This window comes from Pseudonocardia sp. OZ21 (assembly GCF_059359135.1).
In genome coordinates this window covers 204,242-220,669 of the sequence record NZ_JCADBN010000011.1, presented here as the reverse complement: position 1 = coordinate 220,669, position 16,428 = coordinate 204,242, and the positions used below count along the sequence as shown (strand labels likewise).

General features: G+C 67.9%; 14 protein-coding genes, 2 tRNA genes and 1 pseudogene. 8 read left to right on the top strand and 9 right to left on the bottom strand.

Going from position 1 to position 16,428, the window contains the following annotated elements:
* Positions 1 to 97: 97 nt before the first annotated feature.
* The gene (locus AC5L35_RS24920) at positions 98 to 1,306 is read left to right on the top strand and encodes a cytochrome P450 (RefSeq protein ID WP_495062107.1); all 1,209 of its coding nucleotides are present in this window, start codon (positions 98 to 100) and stop codon (positions 1,304 to 1,306) included.
* Between the two features lie 58 nt (positions 1,307 to 1,364).
* Here AC5L35_RS24920 and AC5L35_RS24915 read toward each other — a convergent pair whose 3' ends face one another.
* Both AC5L35_RS24915 and AC5L35_RS24910 read right to left on the bottom strand, forming a co-directional pair.
* Positions 1,365 to 2,270 (bottom strand): alpha/beta fold hydrolase, encoded by a 906-nt coding sequence (locus tag AC5L35_RS24915; protein WP_495062106.1) that lies wholly within the window; start codon positions 2,268 to 2,270, stop codon positions 1,365 to 1,367.
* Between the two features lie 99 nt (positions 2,271 to 2,369).
* Entirely contained in the window at positions 2,370 to 2,948 is a 579-nt protein-coding gene (locus AC5L35_RS24910; RefSeq protein WP_495062105.1) for a TetR/AcrR family transcriptional regulator, read from the bottom strand.
* A 99-nt stretch (positions 2,949 to 3,047) separates the two neighbouring features.
* Here AC5L35_RS24910 and AC5L35_RS24905 point away from each other — a divergent pair, with 99 nt between their 5' ends.
* Positions 3,048 to 4,478 carry an alpha/beta fold hydrolase gene (locus AC5L35_RS24905; protein WP_495062104.1) on the top strand — a complete coding sequence of 477 codons (1,431 nt, stop codon included), beginning with the start codon at positions 3,048 to 3,050 and terminating at the stop codon, positions 4,476 to 4,478.
* 10 nt (positions 4,479 to 4,488) lie between these two features.
* Here the strand turns inward: AC5L35_RS24905 and AC5L35_RS24900 are convergent, their stop codons facing one another.
* The 3 genes from AC5L35_RS24900 to AC5L35_RS24890 all read right to left on the bottom strand — a co-directional run bounded on the left by AC5L35_RS24900 (position 4,489) and on the right by AC5L35_RS24890 (position 6,011).
* The gene (locus tag AC5L35_RS24900) at positions 4,489 to 5,019 is read right to left on the bottom strand and encodes a GNAT family N-acetyltransferase (protein ID WP_495062103.1); all 531 of its coding nucleotides are present in this window, start codon (positions 5,017 to 5,019) and stop codon (positions 4,489 to 4,491) included.
* A 174-nt stretch (positions 5,020 to 5,193) separates the two neighbouring features.
* Positions 5,194 to 5,487 (bottom strand): hypothetical protein, encoded by a 294-nt coding sequence (locus tag AC5L35_RS24895; RefSeq protein WP_495062102.1) that lies wholly within the window; start codon positions 5,485 to 5,487, stop codon positions 5,194 to 5,196.
* A gap of 447 nt (positions 5,488 to 5,934) precedes the next feature.
* A tRNA-Pro gene (locus AC5L35_RS24890) sits at positions 5,935 to 6,011 on the bottom strand.
* A 120-nt stretch (positions 6,012 to 6,131) separates the two neighbouring features.
* On the opposite strand from AC5L35_RS24890, the gene AC5L35_RS24885 reads away from it, so the two are divergent.
* Positions 6,132 to 6,863, top strand: a complete 732-nt coding sequence (locus tag AC5L35_RS24885) for a hypothetical protein (protein ID WP_495062101.1) — start codon at positions 6,132 to 6,134, stop codon at positions 6,861 to 6,863.
* Positions 6,864 to 6,928: 65 nt separating this feature from the next.
* A tRNA-Gly gene (locus AC5L35_RS24880) sits at positions 6,929 to 6,999 on the top strand.
* Between the two features lie 81 nt (positions 7,000 to 7,080).
* On the opposite strand, the gene AC5L35_RS24875 is transcribed toward AC5L35_RS24880, so the two are convergent.
* The 3 genes and pseudogenes from AC5L35_RS24875 to AC5L35_RS24865 all read right to left on the bottom strand — a co-directional run.
* On the bottom strand, positions 7,081 to 8,232 hold the full coding sequence (locus tag AC5L35_RS24875; protein ID WP_495062100.1) for a tyrosine-type recombinase/integrase: 1,152 nt from the start codon (positions 8,230 to 8,232) through the stop codon (positions 7,081 to 7,083).
* On the bottom strand, positions 8,232 to 8,459 hold the full coding sequence (locus AC5L35_RS24870; protein WP_169395197.1) for an excisionase family DNA-binding protein: 228 nt from the start codon (positions 8,457 to 8,459) through the stop codon (positions 8,232 to 8,234). Before AC5L35_RS24870 ends, AC5L35_RS24875 begins: the two co-directional genes overlap by 1 nt.
* A pseudogene (locus AC5L35_RS24865) lies at positions 8,456 to 8,884 on the bottom strand (replication initiator); the annotation flags it as partial. The gene AC5L35_RS24870 and the pseudogene AC5L35_RS24865, both read right to left, overlap by 4 nt.
* On the opposite strand from AC5L35_RS24865, the gene AC5L35_RS24860 reads away from it, so the two are divergent.
* From AC5L35_RS24860 to AC5L35_RS24845, 4 genes are all read left to right on the top strand, one after another.
* On the top strand, positions 8,820 to 9,617 hold the full coding sequence (locus tag AC5L35_RS24860) for a protein phosphatase 2C domain-containing protein (RefSeq protein ID WP_495062099.1): 798 nt from the start codon (positions 8,820 to 8,822) through the stop codon (positions 9,615 to 9,617). The pseudogene AC5L35_RS24865 and the gene AC5L35_RS24860 overlap by 65 nt on opposite strands.
* 312 nt (positions 9,618 to 9,929) lie before the next feature.
* On the top strand, positions 9,930 to 10,460 hold the full coding sequence (locus AC5L35_RS24855; RefSeq protein WP_495062098.1) for a hypothetical protein: 531 nt from the start codon (positions 9,930 to 9,932) through the stop codon (positions 10,458 to 10,460).
* The gene (locus tag AC5L35_RS24850; RefSeq protein ID WP_495062097.1) at positions 10,457 to 10,822 is read left to right on the top strand and encodes a hypothetical protein; all 366 of its coding nucleotides are present in this window, start codon (positions 10,457 to 10,459) and stop codon (positions 10,820 to 10,822) included. Before AC5L35_RS24855 ends, AC5L35_RS24850 begins: the two co-directional genes overlap by 4 nt.
* 953 nt (positions 10,823 to 11,775) lie before the next feature.
* Positions 11,776 to 13,164 (top strand): hypothetical protein, encoded by a 1,389-nt coding sequence (locus AC5L35_RS24845; protein WP_495062096.1) that lies wholly within the window; start codon positions 11,776 to 11,778, stop codon positions 13,162 to 13,164.
* 1,040 nt (positions 13,165 to 14,204) lie between these two features.
* Here AC5L35_RS24845 and AC5L35_RS24840 read toward each other — a convergent pair.
* Positions 14,205 to 16,112, bottom strand: a complete 1,908-nt coding sequence (locus tag AC5L35_RS24840) for a S9 family peptidase (RefSeq protein ID WP_495062095.1) — start codon at positions 16,110 to 16,112, stop codon at positions 14,205 to 14,207.
* Positions 16,113 to 16,428: the final 316 nt, after the last annotated feature.

The following is a 16,428-nucleotide window of genomic DNA, read 5'->3' as shown; positions in this document are numbered from 1 at the left end:
CCGTCTAGGTGGACGAAATTCCTCCGCTTGCGTACCGTGGACAGCGTAACCGGAGGTAGATCCTCCACATGATAGGCGTTTCGATGGGGGTACCGCGATGACCGAACTGGTCGACCAGCAGGTTCCGACGTTCCCGATGCAGCGCACGTGCCCCTACGCCCCGCCACAGGCGTACGAGGAGCTGCGCGAGCAGTCGCCGATCGCCCGTGTTCTGCTGCCGACCGGGCGTCACGCCTGGTTGGTGACAAAGCACGAGGACGTGCGCGCGGTCCTGGCCGACACCCGGTTCAGCTCCGATCGCAACCACCCCGACTTCCCGCGGCTGATCGAGCTGCCGCCCGACCGGCCGATGTTCTCGCCGTCCCTGATCTCCATGGACCCGCCGGAGCACGGTCCGGCCCGCCGCGCCGTGGTGGGGGAGTTCACCGTCAGGCGCACCCGGGCGTTGCAGCCAAGGATCCAGCAGATCGTTGACGAGAGCATCGACGCGATGGTCGCCGGGCCCCGGCCTGCAGACCTCGTGCAGGCGTTCTCGCTGCCCGTGCCCTCCTTGGTGATCTGCGAACTGCTCGGGGTGCCCTATGCCGACCACGAGTTCTTCCAGTCCCGGTCGAAGCTGCTGATCACCCGCACCACGAGCGCCGAGGACCGGTACCGCGCGGTGGAGGAGGTGCGCAGCTACCTCGACGACCTGGTCACCTCGAAGGAGCGCGAGCCCACCGACGACCTGCTCGGCCGGCAGGTGCTCAAGCAGCGCGAGAACGGCGCCGTGGACCACGCGGGGCTGGTGGCGATGGCCTTCCTGCTCCTGATCGCCGGGCACGAGACCACCGCGAACATGATCTCGCTCAGCACCATCGCGCTGCTGCAGAACCCGGAACAGCTCGCGATCATCAAGGCCGACCCGTCCAGGACCCCGGACGCCGTCGAGGAGCTGCTGCGGTACTTCAGCATCGCCGACACCGCGACGGCCCGGGTGGCGACCGCCGACATCGAGATCGACGGGGTCCAGATCAAGGACGGTGACGGCGTGTTCGCGCTCAGCTACGCCGCCAACACCGACCCGGAGGTGTTCGAGGACCCGGACACCCTGGACGTCGCGCGCGGGGCGCGGCACCACGTGGCCTTCGGGTTCGGCCCCCACCAGTGCCTCGGGCAGAACCTGGCGCGGGCCGAGCTTCAGATCGTGCTCGACACGCTGTTCCGCCGGCTTCCCGACCTGCAGCTGTCCACCCCCATCGAGACAGTGACGTACAAGGACAACGCCGTCGTCTACGGCGTCGAGGAACTGCCGGTGACCTGGTAGGTCCGCCCAGGTCGTCCGAGCCGGACCCGGTCCGGGGGTCGCGCCTTCGCGGGATGTCTCAGCGGCCCTCGGAGTGGAACCGGCGCAGGGCCGCCAGCGTCTCGGCCGGCTTCTCCTCCGCGAGGAAGTGTCCGCTGTCGAGCGCCTCACCGGTGACGTCGTCCGCCCAGCCGCGCCAGATCGTGAGCGGGTCGTAGTCGCCGCCCAGCCGTCCCTTCGCGCCCCACAGGACCTGGACGGGACAGGCGATCCGCCGGCCTGCGCTGTGGTCCTGCTCGTCGAGCAGCCGGTCGTACGTGGCGCCGGCGCGGTAGTCCTCGCAGATCGCGTGCACGACCGCCGGGTTCCGGGCACATCTGACGTAGTCGGCAAGGGCCTCGGGCCGGAAGTAAGGCGCGTCACCGCCGAACTGGGCGTCGAAGAAGAACCATTCCGGGTCGTGGCCGATCAGGGTCTCGGGAACCGGATACGGCCGGGCCAGGAACGGCCAGTGCCAGTAGCCGAGCGCGAAGCTCCGGTCGGCGCGGGCCCAGGCCTCGCTCGTGGGGACGATGTCCAGGACGGTGAGCCGGCGGACGGCCTGCTGGTGGTCGAGGGCCAGGCGGTAGGCGACCCGCCCGCCGCGGTCGTGGCCTGCCACGTCGAAGCTCTCGAACCCGAACTTCTGCATCAGGCCGGCGACGTCGCGGGCCATGGCGCGTTTGCTGTAGCTCTCGTGGTCCGGGACGGACTCGGGCTTGCTGCTGTCGCCGTATCCGCGCAGGTCGGGGGCCACGACCGTGAATTCCTCGGCCAACTCGCCCGCGACCTGGCCCCACATCATGTGCGTCTGCGGGTACCCGTGCAGCAGCAGGAGGGGCGGGCCGGAACCACCGTGGCGCACGCGCAGGGACACCTCGCCCACGGTGATCTGCGACAGTTCGAAGCCCGCGAAGGCCCCGTCCGCTCCGGACGCCAACGACATGCGTGCTCCCTGGAATTCGTCATCCGCGATGCTGCCGCAATTCTACGCGGGAACTGTATAGGCAATTCGCGACATTCGTGGGAACTGTCACCTGCGCCGTCAGGCGCTGCCTTTCGGGCCCGTTATCCGGTGGTGGCCGTCGAGGAGTTCGGCGAAGACGGCTGCCGCCGCGTCGACGCGAGTGGGATCGGTGGCCACGAGTCGGTCCAGCGCCAGCCCGTCGAGGGTGTCCAGGATCAGGTCGGCCAGCGGTGCCGCCCGCTCGGGCGCGATGCCGAACGCGACCAGGCCGGCCTGCAGAGGTGCCCGCCAGGGTCCGCGCAGCTGCTCGGGGGCTTCGCGGAAGCGCTCCGGCTCCTGCACGGCGAGCACGCATATCTCGAGATAGAGCCGCGTGACGCGCGCCGCGGCCGGGGTGCTGAGGGCGCTCCACATGTGGTGCACCAGGTCCGCGAGGCTGCGAACGTCCGGCCCCGGTGGTTCCAGTGACGCGGCGAGACGCCGTTGTGCGAGGGCGAGGACGTCGCCGACCAGGCGCTCCTTGCTGCCGAAGTGGTAGATCAGCATCCGGTCGCTGGTGCCGAGCTCTGCGGCGAGAGGCCGCAGCGACAACCCGACGAGGCCATGGACCAGCACGTAGTCCAGGGCACCCTCGGTGAGCTCGGCGCGACGATCCACCGCGGAACCGTAGCAACCGCTTCACGCGGCGACGTAGCGTCTGCTACGTTCCGGCTGTAGCGACCGCTACGTCGGGCGAGGCGATCGGCGGGGGGAGCGGTGAGGTACAGCTGGTGGGGCGCCGGTGTGGCCCCGGTGACGTGGGGCGTGGTCGTCGGTCTGCTCACCCCACGTGGGCCACTGACCCCGGCCCAGGCCCTGATCAGCGTGGGCGTCGGTCTCGTTGTCGGTGGTGCCGCGGGCCGGTGGAGCAGGTCGCGGTGGGCGATGGTGGGCGCACCGGTGCTGTTCGTGATCGCGGTCGAGATCGTCCGGGCCGGCGCCGTCGGGCCGACCGTGGACGCCCCGCACACCAGTGCGTTGGGCGTGGTCGCGCTGGCCGCCGGACGAGGGGTGCACGGGCTCCTGACCGTGCTGCCGATGGTCGTCGGCGCGGCTTACGGTGCCGGGCAGGCCCGCCGGGCCGGGCACCCGACCCGACCCGGCCGCCTGCGCCGTCACCTGGGTCGGGCCACGATCGGCGTGCTCGCCGCGGTCGTCGTACTGGTGACGGGCGCGGTCGCGCTGCCCGCGCGCACGGACCCGATCCCCGGCGACCGCAGCATCGCCGAACTCACCACCGTCGACGCCGGCCCCCATCGGCTCGGCCTGATGATCCGCGGCGCCGACACGACCGCGCCGGTCCTCCTGTTCGTGCCCGGTGCCCCCGGCGCGGCCGAACGGGGTGCGGTCCGTGCGCACCTCTCCGGCCTGGAGCGCCATGTCGTCGTCGCGACCCTGGACCGGCGCGGCGGCGGGAGTTCCTACCCGGCGATCGAACCGACGGCGACCATGACTCTGGACGACGAGGTCGACAACATCGTCGCCGTCACGCACCACCTCAGGCAGCGGTTCGACGCCGACCGGATCTACCTACTGGCGCATTCCGGAGGGTCGATCCCGGCCGCTTTCGCGGTGCAGCGCCACCCCGAACTGTTCAGCGCCTACATCGGCGCAGGCCAGGCCGTCGACACCGCCGAGGCCGACCAGGCCCAGTACGCCGCGACGCTCGACTGGGCCCGCCGCCACCACGACACCGACCTCGCCGCGGTGCTCACCGCGGTGGGCCCACCCCCGTACGCGCGGATCCATGACTACGAACCGCTGATCCTCGCCGAGAGCAAGGTCTTCCCACGTGCCGGCGGCCAAGGCGGACTCGACGACAGCCTCGCCGCGTCGGAGTACACGGTCCTCGACAAGGTGCATCTCTTCTCTGGGCTCGTCGACGCCCACGACATCTACTACCAGCGCGTCCAGGACGTCGACCTGCGTTCGCAGATCCCTCGACTCGAGGTGCCCGCGTACTTCGTGGACGGCGTCGACGAGGTGCCCGCTCGCGTGCCGCCGATGCAGCAGTGGTTCGCCGGGCTACAGGCCCCGCACAAGGAGCATGTTCTGCTCGCCGAGAGCGGGCACCGGTCGTTGTACGAAAGGCCCGCGGAGTTCACCGACATCCTCGTCCGCCGGGTGCTCGGCGAGCCCGCGACGTAGGGCGCCGGTGTTACCTCAGCTCGCCCTCGAGCAGGCCCATGATGAACATGTCGTACCAGGTGCCGTCCCGTCGGAACGCCTCGCGCAATCTGCCTTCCTCGACGAACCCCACCTTCTTGTACACATGGCAGGCGGCGTGATTCTCGGTCACGACGCTCAGGAAGATCCTGTGCAGGCGCATCTTGTCGAAGCCGTACCGGCACATGGCACGCATGGCCTCGGTGGCGTATCCCTGACCCCAGTAGGACTTCTCGCCGAGGTAGATGTCGAGTTCGGCGCAACCGAGCTCAGGCTCGGCGTCGCGCAGCCGGACGATCCCGATGAGCGTGCTGTCGTCGATCACCTCGACGCCGAAGAGCACGTCGCGGTAGGAGTTCGGCTCCCGTTCTTCCAGCCGTCGTCTGGTCCGAGCGAGCGACGAGCCGTGCCCGTCGTTCATCCACCGCATGACGTCCGGATCGTGGTTCCAGCGCCACAGGTCCTCGGCGTCACTCGGCTCCATCGCCCTCAGCCGGATCCGACCAGCCTGTAGTGCTGCCATGCCCTGCCTCGTCGTCCGGGACCGTGCGCCGCTGGTGCAGTCCATCCGATCATCGGTGCGGGTACAGCGGCGCCGCAACGGGGTTTCGCTCCACCCGTCGCCCCCCGGCCGGATGGCGCCAGAGGAGATCGCCACCCGCCGGAGGGCCCGGTCCTCACATGCCAGGAGCGACCTTCACGCCGCCGTCAGGGCCACGATTGCCACGGCCACCCCGCCGACGCCCGCGACAGGACCCCAGTACTGCATCGGAAGCCAGAAGAACGTGTGCCGGTTCGTGACGACCGTCGGCTGCCCCGTCCGCGCGTCATAACCGGCCACTCCGCGGTTCAGCCGCCGGCCGACGAACCAGATCGCCACTCCGGCCAGCGCGACTCCCACTGCGGTACCGAGGTTGGCGCTGTCCGTAGGGCCGCCGAGCGCCACGCCGATTCCGGTGCCGCCCAAGCTGAAGGCTGCGGTCAGCAGCACAGTGAGGACTCCCCATCCGGGCCAGACGATCACTTGTATCCCTTGTTCCCTTCAATCGGCAAGAATGATCGGAGAGGCTAGAGACCGCCTCCGCGAACCTCCGCACCGGGTGATCAACTTCGGCGACGAAATCCGGTTGACGTTGCAACAGCCAAGGCGCGCTTGACCTCAACTCGGATTGATGGTCGAAGCCCGGCCGATGAGCGATCTTCTTCCGACCCGACAGCCACCCCACCGCACAGTGGGTCTGCGCTATACCTTCGACGCCGTCCGAACAGCGGACGGCTGGCGGTTGGCGCGCGCCGAGATCACCCCGAGGTGGTTTCGGGAGACCTGAGGTCAGCGCATCCGGCTCGGGCCGGCTGGGCCGCCACGGAAACCGTTGCTACGCGGCTGTTCCATACAGCGGGTCCGAGCGGCCACCTGCCGCCCGAGACCCGTCTGACATGGTCGGGGTGGCGGGATTTGAACCCACGGCCCCTCGCTCCCAAAGCGAGTGCGCTACCAAGCTGCGCCACACCCCGTCGGGTGAAGTCTAGGCGGTAGGTCCCGGAACCGGTGACTCGGCGTCTCCCCGACCGCCGGCCGACCGTCCTGTTCGGAATCCGTTCGATCCGGGCTGGATCAGGGCTGATGATGAGCGCGTGGACGCGGACGGGCCGACGTGGCGTGCGGATGTCCAGGTCGCGGCCTGGATCGTGCCGCGGCTCGGGACCCGCATCGGACGGGTGGGCGCGGTGGTGCCCACAGGTTTCGAGGCCTACGCGCGCGTGCTGCATCCGGTGCCCGGCGTCTCGGAGCCGGGAACCTGGGCCGAGGTCTGCCGACGCACGGGGCGTCGCGCACATGCGTTGATGCAGTGGCACGTGGTGGCGGGGGTGCCGCTCATCAGCGCGCCGCCGACCCGCTCCGTGAGATGGAGCGGCGAACACCCCGAGCCGGGCAACCTCCCGACGCCGGCCCTCGAGGTGCTGTCCGATGTCCTCGCAGTGCACACCCGCGCGGACGCGGAGTGTTTCTTCGCGCTCTGGGACGGCTACGGCTGGATCTTCGACGGCGGCCCCGTTCCACCCGCATACCCGAGGGAGATCATCGACGGGCCTCGCCTGCGTCATCCGCTCCGGGACTACATCCTGTTCTCCGGGCCGCTCTCCCGAGCGGCGCACCTCGGCCGCGACCCGTGGAGGCAGTCGCCGAACCTGTTCTGGCCCGCTGACCGCTCCTGGTGCGTCGCCACGGAGATCGACTTCGACTCGACTCTGGTGGCGGGGACTGCCGCGGTCGTCGACGCGGTGCTCGCCGCGCCGGAACTGGAAGCTTGGCCGGTCGGGCCGGACGACGCGCTGACCTTCGACGCCGACACGGTGAACATCTGAGGCGGGGGAGAGGAGCGCGGCGGAGTCCGCTAGGCTGGCCACGTCCCCGGGCTCGTGGGGGACACGCGGGCGTAGCTCAATGGTAGAGCCCCAGTCTTCCAAACTGGCTACGCGGGTTCGATTCCCGTCGCCCGCTCAGCGTCTCTACCAGCGAGAACAGCCGCCCGTCCCGATCTTGGGAGAGGCGGCTGTCTGCTTGCGTGCAATTAGCGTGCAATTAGTTCGCGTCGGACTGGGCGGCGGTCGGGGGCGCGGACGACGTGACGATGGTGCTCAGCCGGTCCGCGATCTGGCGGTCTCGCTCGCGTGTGGCGTGCTGGTAGATCAACGCGGCGCGCATCGAGCCGTGGCCCATCCGGTGCATGAGTTCGCGTGTGCTGGCTCCGGCAGCGGCGGCGAGCTGGTTGCCGGTGTGTCGCAGGTCGTGGAAGTGGAACCCGCGAGGTAGTCCGGCCCTGACCACCGTCTGCGTCCACGCCGTGCTGCGGTGGAAGTTGCCTCGGCGCAGCGGCCCGTCCCGGTCACCGAGGAACACCAGACCCTCTGGTCCTGACTCGGCGAACGAGTCCAGGTGCTGGCGAAGCTCGTCGACGAGTACGTCCGGCAGGGCGACCGACCGGGCGCCGGCCACGGACTTCGTGGGGCCAGGCACCATCTGACCGCGTCGGGTCTGTGCGATGCGGCGGTACACGTGGACGACGCGTCCCTCCAGATCGAGGTCGCAGCGCCGGATCGCGATCAGCTCTCCCCAGCGGAGCCCGGTCAAGGCGGCGGCGAGGACGAGCACGCGGTACCGGGCAGGGACGAGATCGGCGAGGCGGTAGACCTGCGGGACGGTCGCCGTCGGGCGCTCCGGCGTCCGGTGCTGGCCTGCGCCCTTGATCCGGCACGGGTTCCGCTTGATCCGGCCGTCATCGGCTGCAGTGTTCAAGATCGCGCGGAGTAGCCGGTAGGCCTTCGCGGTCCGGTCCTCCGAGCGCCCGTCACGGAGCAATGCTGCCCGCCAGGACCGCACCTGATCAGTGGTGAGCTGCCCGATCTCCACGGCACCGAGGTAGGGCTCGACATGGTGTCGGAACAGGCTGTCGTACTCCTCCCGCGTGCGCAGACTGATCTTGTGCTCGCTGATCCACTGCTCGCCGAACTCCCGGACGGTCACCGTGCCGAGGTCCGGGTCGGACCACTCGCCCTGCACGAGTTCGGACTCCGCCATCGACAGCCACCGTTCGGCGTCCTTCTTCCGCGCGAAGGTCTCCGGCGCTGGTCGACGGCGCCCATCGGGTGCCAGGTAGGAGGCCTGGAACCGGCCAGACGGGAGCTTGCGGATCAGCCCGAAGCGTCGGTGCCCCGGCTTGTTACCCCGTGCCATCAGACGACCCCCCGCACGTGCCGCCGGACCGACTGGGCAGTGATCGGCTCGACGCATCCTTGGGCCACGAACGCCCGAAGGTCGGCGACAGAGAACCGGATGTGGCGACCGACCCGGTAGAACCGGATGCGACGTTCGGCGATCAACCGCCTGACGAAGCGCTCGGAGGTCGACAGGTACGCAGCAGCGCCCCGCACCGTCAGATACTCGCCGCCGTCGTTCCTCATGCCGCCCTCCTGGTTCGGGTGCTGCGTCGTTGCTGTCGGTTGCGTTCGGCGATGGCCATGGCGAGTTCGCGTTCGGCGTGGGTGTGGTGTCCGATGTGGACGAGGCGCCAGTCGTTGATCACGGTGACGGTCGACAGGTCGAGAGGGATCTCGTTGGGGTCGTCGGTGTCGCGGTCGAGCTGGGCCAGGTCGTCGGCGAGCCGCCACGCCCGTCGATCGGCACGGAGCGCGCCGAAGGTGGTCGAGTACCGCTGGGACTTGGTCAAGAAATGACCGCGAAATCCGAGCATGTGCGCCCACCGCCGCAACCCCAGCTCCTCGTACCGGGTGAGGCCGCCGAGTTCCCAGCAGGTGCGGATCATGGCCGCGTGGTGCGGGCTGACGTCGAGGTACTGCACGTGCTCGACATCGCGGATCGGGCGGTCCGCCGGAGCGGTTGTCCTGGACGGAGCGTCCTCGTTCGACCCCGCGACACCCCCTGCAGAGCGCTACGTCGATGCCCTCCTGGCGGCCCTGGCTGGGACTCTCGAACGCCCCGCCGACCTCCGCACCATCCTGAGCGACGCAATCGCTCTCGTCGCACACCAGCTCAACCTCACGCCGGGCGCCGGCCCCTCATCGACGGTGCTGTTGCTGCGCGAAGTGGGGGAGCGGCTCGAACTCCTGGTCCTCGGCGACAGCACCGCCGTCATCGGTCGCCGAGACGGACTGATCGAACGATGGGCCGACCAGCGTATGGCGACCATTGCGGGCGGTCTACGTGCTCGATACCGGGAGGACCTGTGCGCAGGCCGGGGTTACAGCCCCGCACACCGGGAGTTGCTGAGCCAGATCCAACGCGCCGAGCGCGCTGCCCGGAACACCGACACCGGCTACTGGATCGCTGAGGCCGACGAGAACGCCGGACGCCGCGCCATCGTCCACCGCTACCGCCGAACCGATGTCGACTGGTGCGTCCTAGCGACCGACGGCGCACAACGCGGCTTCGACCATCACCACACCGACTGGGCCGCCCTGCATAAGGCCAGTGTCGCGGAGCTGAGCGACCTTCTCGGCTACCTCCAGCGATGGGAAGCCGAAGCAGACCCCGACGGCCGCCAGCTCCCGCGCGCGAAGCGCCACGACGACAAGACCCTCGTCGCCTGGTCCAACGACTGACGATCAAGGTTGGGACGCCGCCGCAGCGTGCGTGTTCAAACTCTCCATACCTGTTCAAGGCGGCGCCTGCGGCGCCGCGCGGCGCTCTGCCCATGCAGCCGCAAGCGCTCGCGCGGGGCGTGCGGCCTCCGGCCGGTCCCCGCGCGGCTCGCGGCTGCGAGCTAACGGGCCGCGGTGAGGTAGATGGTGCCCCGCCCGCCCACGTCAACCTCTGTCTCACGTGTGTGTGTCCACGTCGACGACCGGCTGAACGCCACGCGCGTTCCGGACAGCTGGTAGGGATAGCCTAAGATGCACCAAAGGTGTAGAGAGGTGGCGTGGGTGACCTGGAGTGACATCTACTCGGTGATCGACCCCGTCTCCACTACCCTCTCTATTCCTCTTGCGATCGCAGGCTTTTGGGTGGCGTTGGTGCAGATCAAGAAGACGCGTGCCGCCGCCGAAGCAGCTCGCGATACTGCAATAGTTGCCCGAAATGACGCGAGTCGAGCGAGTATTCTCGTTCTGCTGCCCCAGCTGCAGCGAATCGAGGAGCAGATTGACCGGTCTGTTGATGCGGGTTCTGTAGACCTCGTTATTGCGTGGGCGAATACCTGGCGGTGGCAAGCGAGTCAGCTTAACGAACTGCTACGCTCGGCCTCTTTCGATGATCCGCAACTGTCTCAATTGCTACAATCGTCTGTCCAGGCGGCCGCCACGGCTAAGCAATCACTCATTACTAATGGCGCATCTGATCTTCCGCGCTCGACGAAACGCCTGCGGGATACCGTCACTGCAGTCACGAGTCAACTGGGAGGTCTCACCGTCATCTATTCAGCGCTGCCAGACAGGGGGAATCCATGAAGCCGGACGAGATAACTTCTCGCTTGACTACGCTAATTGCTAAGCTGCAGAGCCAGACGGAGTTAGGCAATATCATCTGGGAGAAAGTTGATGATGAGCGCTACGACGCATCGACGCAGCACTCCTCATTCTCGATTCAGACTCGCGACGGCGATGGCGTCGCCCCCTGGCTCCTTAGCATTTACGACTCGACTGGTAATGCTGTCGCGAGCTTTGACTCGGGCGACTCAGAATACCCGGTAGAACTTCGAAATGAAATTCGCAGCCTCTACGACCAGGTGCGCAACTTAGCAGACACTGATCAAATTGTGAGATCGCTGGATAAGGTACTGCAAGAACTTGATGAGCTTCCGCCATTCTGAATTTCCATGGCTATCCGCTCGGCTTTTCTGCCCCTTGCCACCTCTTGATAGCCCTCGCCGGGCGGGCAGGCCTCCGGGATGGCCGGGCCGGAGCAGACGCGCGAGCATTGTGGGGGAGACGGTGTGCGGCATCCCGTCGACCTCCCAGAGGGCTACCACACGCCGGGCCGGGGGCAGAGCATGTCGGGCATCGGCGGCGGTAACGTCGAGGGCTGCCCCCGGCCCGGCGCGCGGTCGGGCTTTGCCAGGTCGACGGGATGCCGCACGAGCCCCGAGGTGGGCAGCGGGCCGGTGGGCAGCGGGCCGATGGTGCCCCCGTCTTACCCCCATTTTCGGACGGCAGATGTCAGTAGGCCAGGAGAGCGCCCTCGCCGGGCGGGCAGGTTCTCGGAGATGGCGGACTCCGCAGGGATGGCACGTCGGAGCTGGCCGGGTGCGCGCCATCTCCTCGACCTCCCCAACGGCTATCACACCGCCGCTCGGGGTCAAGCCCCCATGGGGGAGCGGCGGTATTGTCGGGGGTGCCCCGACCGGCGGAGTGAGCGGGCTGCGCCAGGTCGAGGAGATGGCGCTCCGGCACTCGGGGTGGGGGAAGCGGAGCATTCCCGGAGCGCACGCCGTATCCGCACCCGCCCCGCGTTAGTACCCCGTGACACGGAGGCCCAGCTCAGGCAGCACGTAGTGGCACAGGGTGGCACAGGGCGGCAGTTGGTAGCCCCTCGCATCCGCCTTCACACCGGTAGGTTGCGCGCTCGTGCAGGGGGTCCGTCGGTGCTGTGTCCCATGCAGCCGCAAGCGCTCTCACGGGGCGTGCGGCCTCCGGTCGGTCCCCGCGCGGCGCGCGGCTGCTTTCGAGGTGCCTCCCCACGACTAAAAAACCTGCCGATACCAGCAGCGGCAGGTTGCGTAATCTTCCTACGGCTAGCGCTACCCTAGCGGCCTGGAGGGCTGAATTGAGTGATCAACTGGATCTAACGCGGCTGCCGCGTGGTCAGCGCGAATGGCGATCTTTCGTTTACCAGATTAGCCAGGTGGATGATCGCGCGGAGCGCTACTTTCTGGAGCTGAAGTCTGAGCTTGACCTGAATAAAAAGGAACATTGCGCTAAGGTTGCGAAGTTCATCCTCGGAGCGGCAAACAGGGCGCCCGAGCGCGCAGCCCGGCGATTTGAGGGCTACGCGATCATGGTTCTGGGTGTGAGCCGAGGGAAGGTCATCGGCATCCCTTCGTTTGAAGCAAAAGACCTGGAGACGGCCGTCTCGCGTTATGTAGGAGTCGGTAAGCCTGCCTGGGATTTTGAGCGAGTCTCGGTTGAAGGCGATCGGGATGTAATCCTCATCATGGTAGACCCGCCCACCGGGGGGAACATTTGGACGTGCTTACGAGACGGTCCAGATGGCTTGCGCGATGGCGCGATCTACATTCGCGCTGACGGTGAAACGCGCGAGGCCAAAGGCGGAGAGGTTCGCGATCTTGCAGCGCGTGTAAGTCAGCAGCAGCCGGAAGCGGAGCTTGAAGTGCAACTCGAAGGGGTTGTCGACGCTGTCTTCTTCGACGCCGATCCATTGCGTGATTACGCAAGTCGAATCGCAGCGGCCCTTCGTGCTGAGGCTCGTCCCAAGAGGCCGAACCCGAATCAGACCGTCTCATCGCGCATCATGCAAGCATATACGAGTCCGTTCTGGCGTGCGGAGGATCGAAGCCTGGAGGATTATGAAGCGGCTATCGAGGAGTGGGTTGGGCAGGTGCTCTCTTCCGGGTCGGCTATAGTCGACACCATTGCCGGAGTGTACTTTCCTCGTAATACGGTAGTAGTCAAGAACTCATCAAAGCGGTACTTGGAGGATGTCGAAGTTCACGTGCACCTTGAGGGGAAGGTACGTGCGGTCGATGTGCTGACGGAAGATGCTGACCTATTGCAGAACTTGCCGCATCCGCCACGGAAATGGGGCGCCTATCAGGAGGACCTCGGCTTTTACCCGCGAGTGATGAGCAATTATGGAGCCCAGTCCTTCTTCGACCGCACCTCAAGTAATGGGATTGTCTCCTATCGCAACGGCGGATCCGTTAATCTGACATTTAGACTAGATAGTCTTAGGCCTAAGGGGTCTTTTGTGTCAGACGACGATGACTTCTTGCTGGTTCTTGATGGCACTGGCACTGATGGTGGCACTGACGGTGGCGAGGTGCGAGGAACGTGGACCGTGACGGCGCGCGGGATCAACGATGTACTCGAAGGCGAACTTCGCGTTCCTGTGTTGGGCGGCAGGGATCTGACTGACGTCCTTCGGCGCCTACTCAGCAATGAGGACAAGGAAGCGTCCGGCGAGACGACCGATTAACGGCCAATCTGCGCCCTCAATCGATCCCTGCTAGCCCTCGCCGGGCGGGCAGGTCTCCGGGATGTTCAGGGGGTAGCGGCGAGAACTCGGTGATTGTGCGGCATGGTGACGAGGACCGGCGCGGACCGTGCAACTAGCGTGCAACTAGGCACGGCTTGAGCCGGTCAACAGGTGCATGCCGTTGCACATCCGAGTGCAGGTCAACGTCGGGGGAGTGGTCCTCGGGGCAGTCTTCCAAACTGGCTACGCGGGTTCGATTCCCGTCGCCCGCTCCGAGCCCCACCAGCACGGACTCCCTTCGCAAGACAGGTGCGCACCGGTCCGGATGGCTCCCGGTCTACGCCCGCGCCTGGCCGGTCGACCAGCCCACCGCCACTCTCGCCACCACCGAGACCCCCTGGTCGTCCCGGCAGAGGGCCGCGACGGGAAGACCGCGCCGGTGGAGATGCCGTTACGGACCCAGTCCACGCGGGCGGAGACCGCATTGGTGGTGCCCTACTACGGCACAGGCGTCGCGCACCCGGGCGACGAGCCGCTGCACGCGGTGCCGACACGGGACCGATTCGGGCTGGCGCTCATCGCCGAGTTGCGCGGCGGTGGCTCCGACGCCCGCGACGTGCATCAGCCGCTGGCGGCGGTGACCGCGTCGGGGAATCACCACATGCTGGTGCGGCACAACAGCTCCAAAGGCGAGGGAGGGGAGATGTGCACCCCAGCTGGCGAGCCCGCGCGCATGTTCACCACGACGGGGCACCAGTCGCTGGTCGGGTGGCCGCACGAGGTGCCGGCTGTGGAGGGCTGCACGTTCCGGATGCTCGAACCCCGCGAGATCCAGGCGGCAATGGCCTTCCGGCGCGACTACCGCATCGACGGGACCCGCCGCGAGCAGGTCCGCCAGCTCGGCAACGCCGTCACCCCACCACGTCACGTTCACAGAGGAAGTGGGCGAGCACGTCTTGCGGCACGGTCTGCCCAGGACCGCCATTGTTTCTTCCAGTCGTCAGTATGGGACCAGCCACGCCAGGACCACGCGTTCCCGGTCAGGGCTGGAGCCAGCGGTCGAACCAGGCACGGGTGCGGCGCAGGACGTCGAGTTGGTGGTTGCGTTCTCGGATCGAGTGGCCCTCTCTGGGGTAGATCACGAATTCGTGCTCGGCGCCGAAGTGGCGCAGTGCCCGGTGGAGGTACACGGCCTGGCCGAGGGGGACGTTGGTGTCCTCGGCGCCGTGCAGGATCAGCACCGGAGTGCGGACGCGGCTGGCGAAGGAGACCGGGCTGACCGCGTCATGCGGGTGCGGGCCGATCCCGTCCCACCCGATGCTGCCGCTGAGCGCACCGTCGAACTGGCCGTACTCCCCGGTCGCGGCGAGCATCCCCCAGTCGACGATGCCCGCGTTGACCAGCGCGGCGCGAAACCGGTCGGTCTGCCCAACGGCCCAGGCGGCCATGAAGCCGCCGTGGCTCCCGCCGGCGATGCCCAGTCGGTCGGGGTCGGCGATGCCCTCGGCGATGAGCAGTTCGATGCCGGTCAGGATGTCGGTCCATTCCTCCCGGCCGACCCTGCCCGCGACGCTGGCCGCGAACTCGTGACCGTGGCCCTGGCCGCCGCGCGGGTTGGGAAGGAACACCGCGTATCCAGCGGTGGCCAGCCACTGTGCCTGTGCGCCGTGGAACGAGAACACTTGGAGGCGATCGGCGTAACGGTCGTAGGGGCCTCCGTGCACGATCGTGACGAGCGGGAACGGGCCGTCTGAAGCGGATTTCCCGACCGGTAGTACGAGCAGACCGTCCAGATCGAGGCCGTCGGCGGCTCGATAGGCCAGCGTTCGCTGGGTGCCGAATGCGATGCCGTCCAGTTCGGGGCGGGTGTCCGTGATCTTCCGCAGCGGCCCGGTCGGTGGCCCGACGTGAACGTTCGTGGGTTGGTGACGGGTTCCGGTCAGTGCCGCGATCGTCGTGCCTGCGGGGGTGGTGGTGAGGGCGTCGAGGTGGCCGGGGTGCTGCGACAGTGGCGTGGGGCCGTCGGGGTCGAGCCGGGCCAGGGTCGTGTTCAGGCCGTCGGCGAACACCACCAGAGGGGCGGCGTCGGTTTGGCAGAGTTCGGTGGGGCACATCGGAAGGTCGGCGGTGCGGTTGCGTCGGACGCGGCTGCCCATGGCCAGGTCGAACACGGCGGTGCCGGCGTGGAGGACCGGTGGCGTGAGGGCGATGTAACCGAGGTGCCAACCGTCTTCGGCCGGCCACCAGGCCAGAGAGTGTGCCTCGGCCTCGACCGGTCCGAGGTCCTCCGCGGTCCCCGTTGTGGGGTCGAACAGGTGCAGTCGGCCATTGCGGGGGCCGTAGTCCTTGTCGGCGCTGGCCTGGGTGAGTAGGGCGAGCGGGCCACCGTCGGGTCGTTGCCGCAGTTCCACGACGTGCCGGTCGCCGAACACGCTCGGGGTGGTGACCTGGCCGGTGCGCAGGTCGAGCAGGCGCAGCCGAGCACGCGGTTCGCGCTCACCGACGACAATGGCGTCGTCGCGGTCCTGGGCGCGGCGCGTGTCCTGCTCGGTGGGCTCGTCCTCGGCGAGCAGAGCGACCAGGTTGGGATCGGCGAGCGGCAGGTGGTCGGTGATGCCGGCGCGCCAACTGGTCACCGCGGTCACCCCCTTGTCGGCAAGGGTGAACCGGTGCACCTGCGGAGTACCACGCTCGGCGTGGTCAGACAGGAAGTACAGCGTGCGCGAGTCCGCGGACCAGCGAGGCCGGGACTCCGTTGCGGTGTCGGCGGTCGCCCGACGCCACACACCGTCGCCTTCGATGTCGGCGAGCCAGAGTGCGGTGTCGAGGTGGTCATCGATTCGGCTGGTGGGGGCGAGAACATGGCAGAGCAGATGCCCGTTCGGAGCGAGCGCCGGGCTCTGCGGGACGCGACCCTCGACCACGAGTTCGGCGGTCAGACCTTTCATGCGATCAGTGTGCCAACGTCACCAGCGCACCACATGGACGAGTCATTGCGCTTGGCGCGCTCGGACGAAGTGTTCAGCTGCACCGGCGGTGCAGCACCCCAACGCGCCCGGCCAGTCGAGGTGCAGATCAGCAGTGATGGGGTTTCGCGCCGAGGAAGGCCCGGCGCGGCGCAAACGTGCGCCGTATGCCGTGAACTGCCCCGCCAGCAACGGGCGCCGCCGGGTCGGTTGCGGAGTCGCCCGCGCTGATCGCACGGTCCAAGCTCCCACAGGCCGGGCAGGCCGGAGCATCGGCTTGGAGCGCGACTCCGCAGGC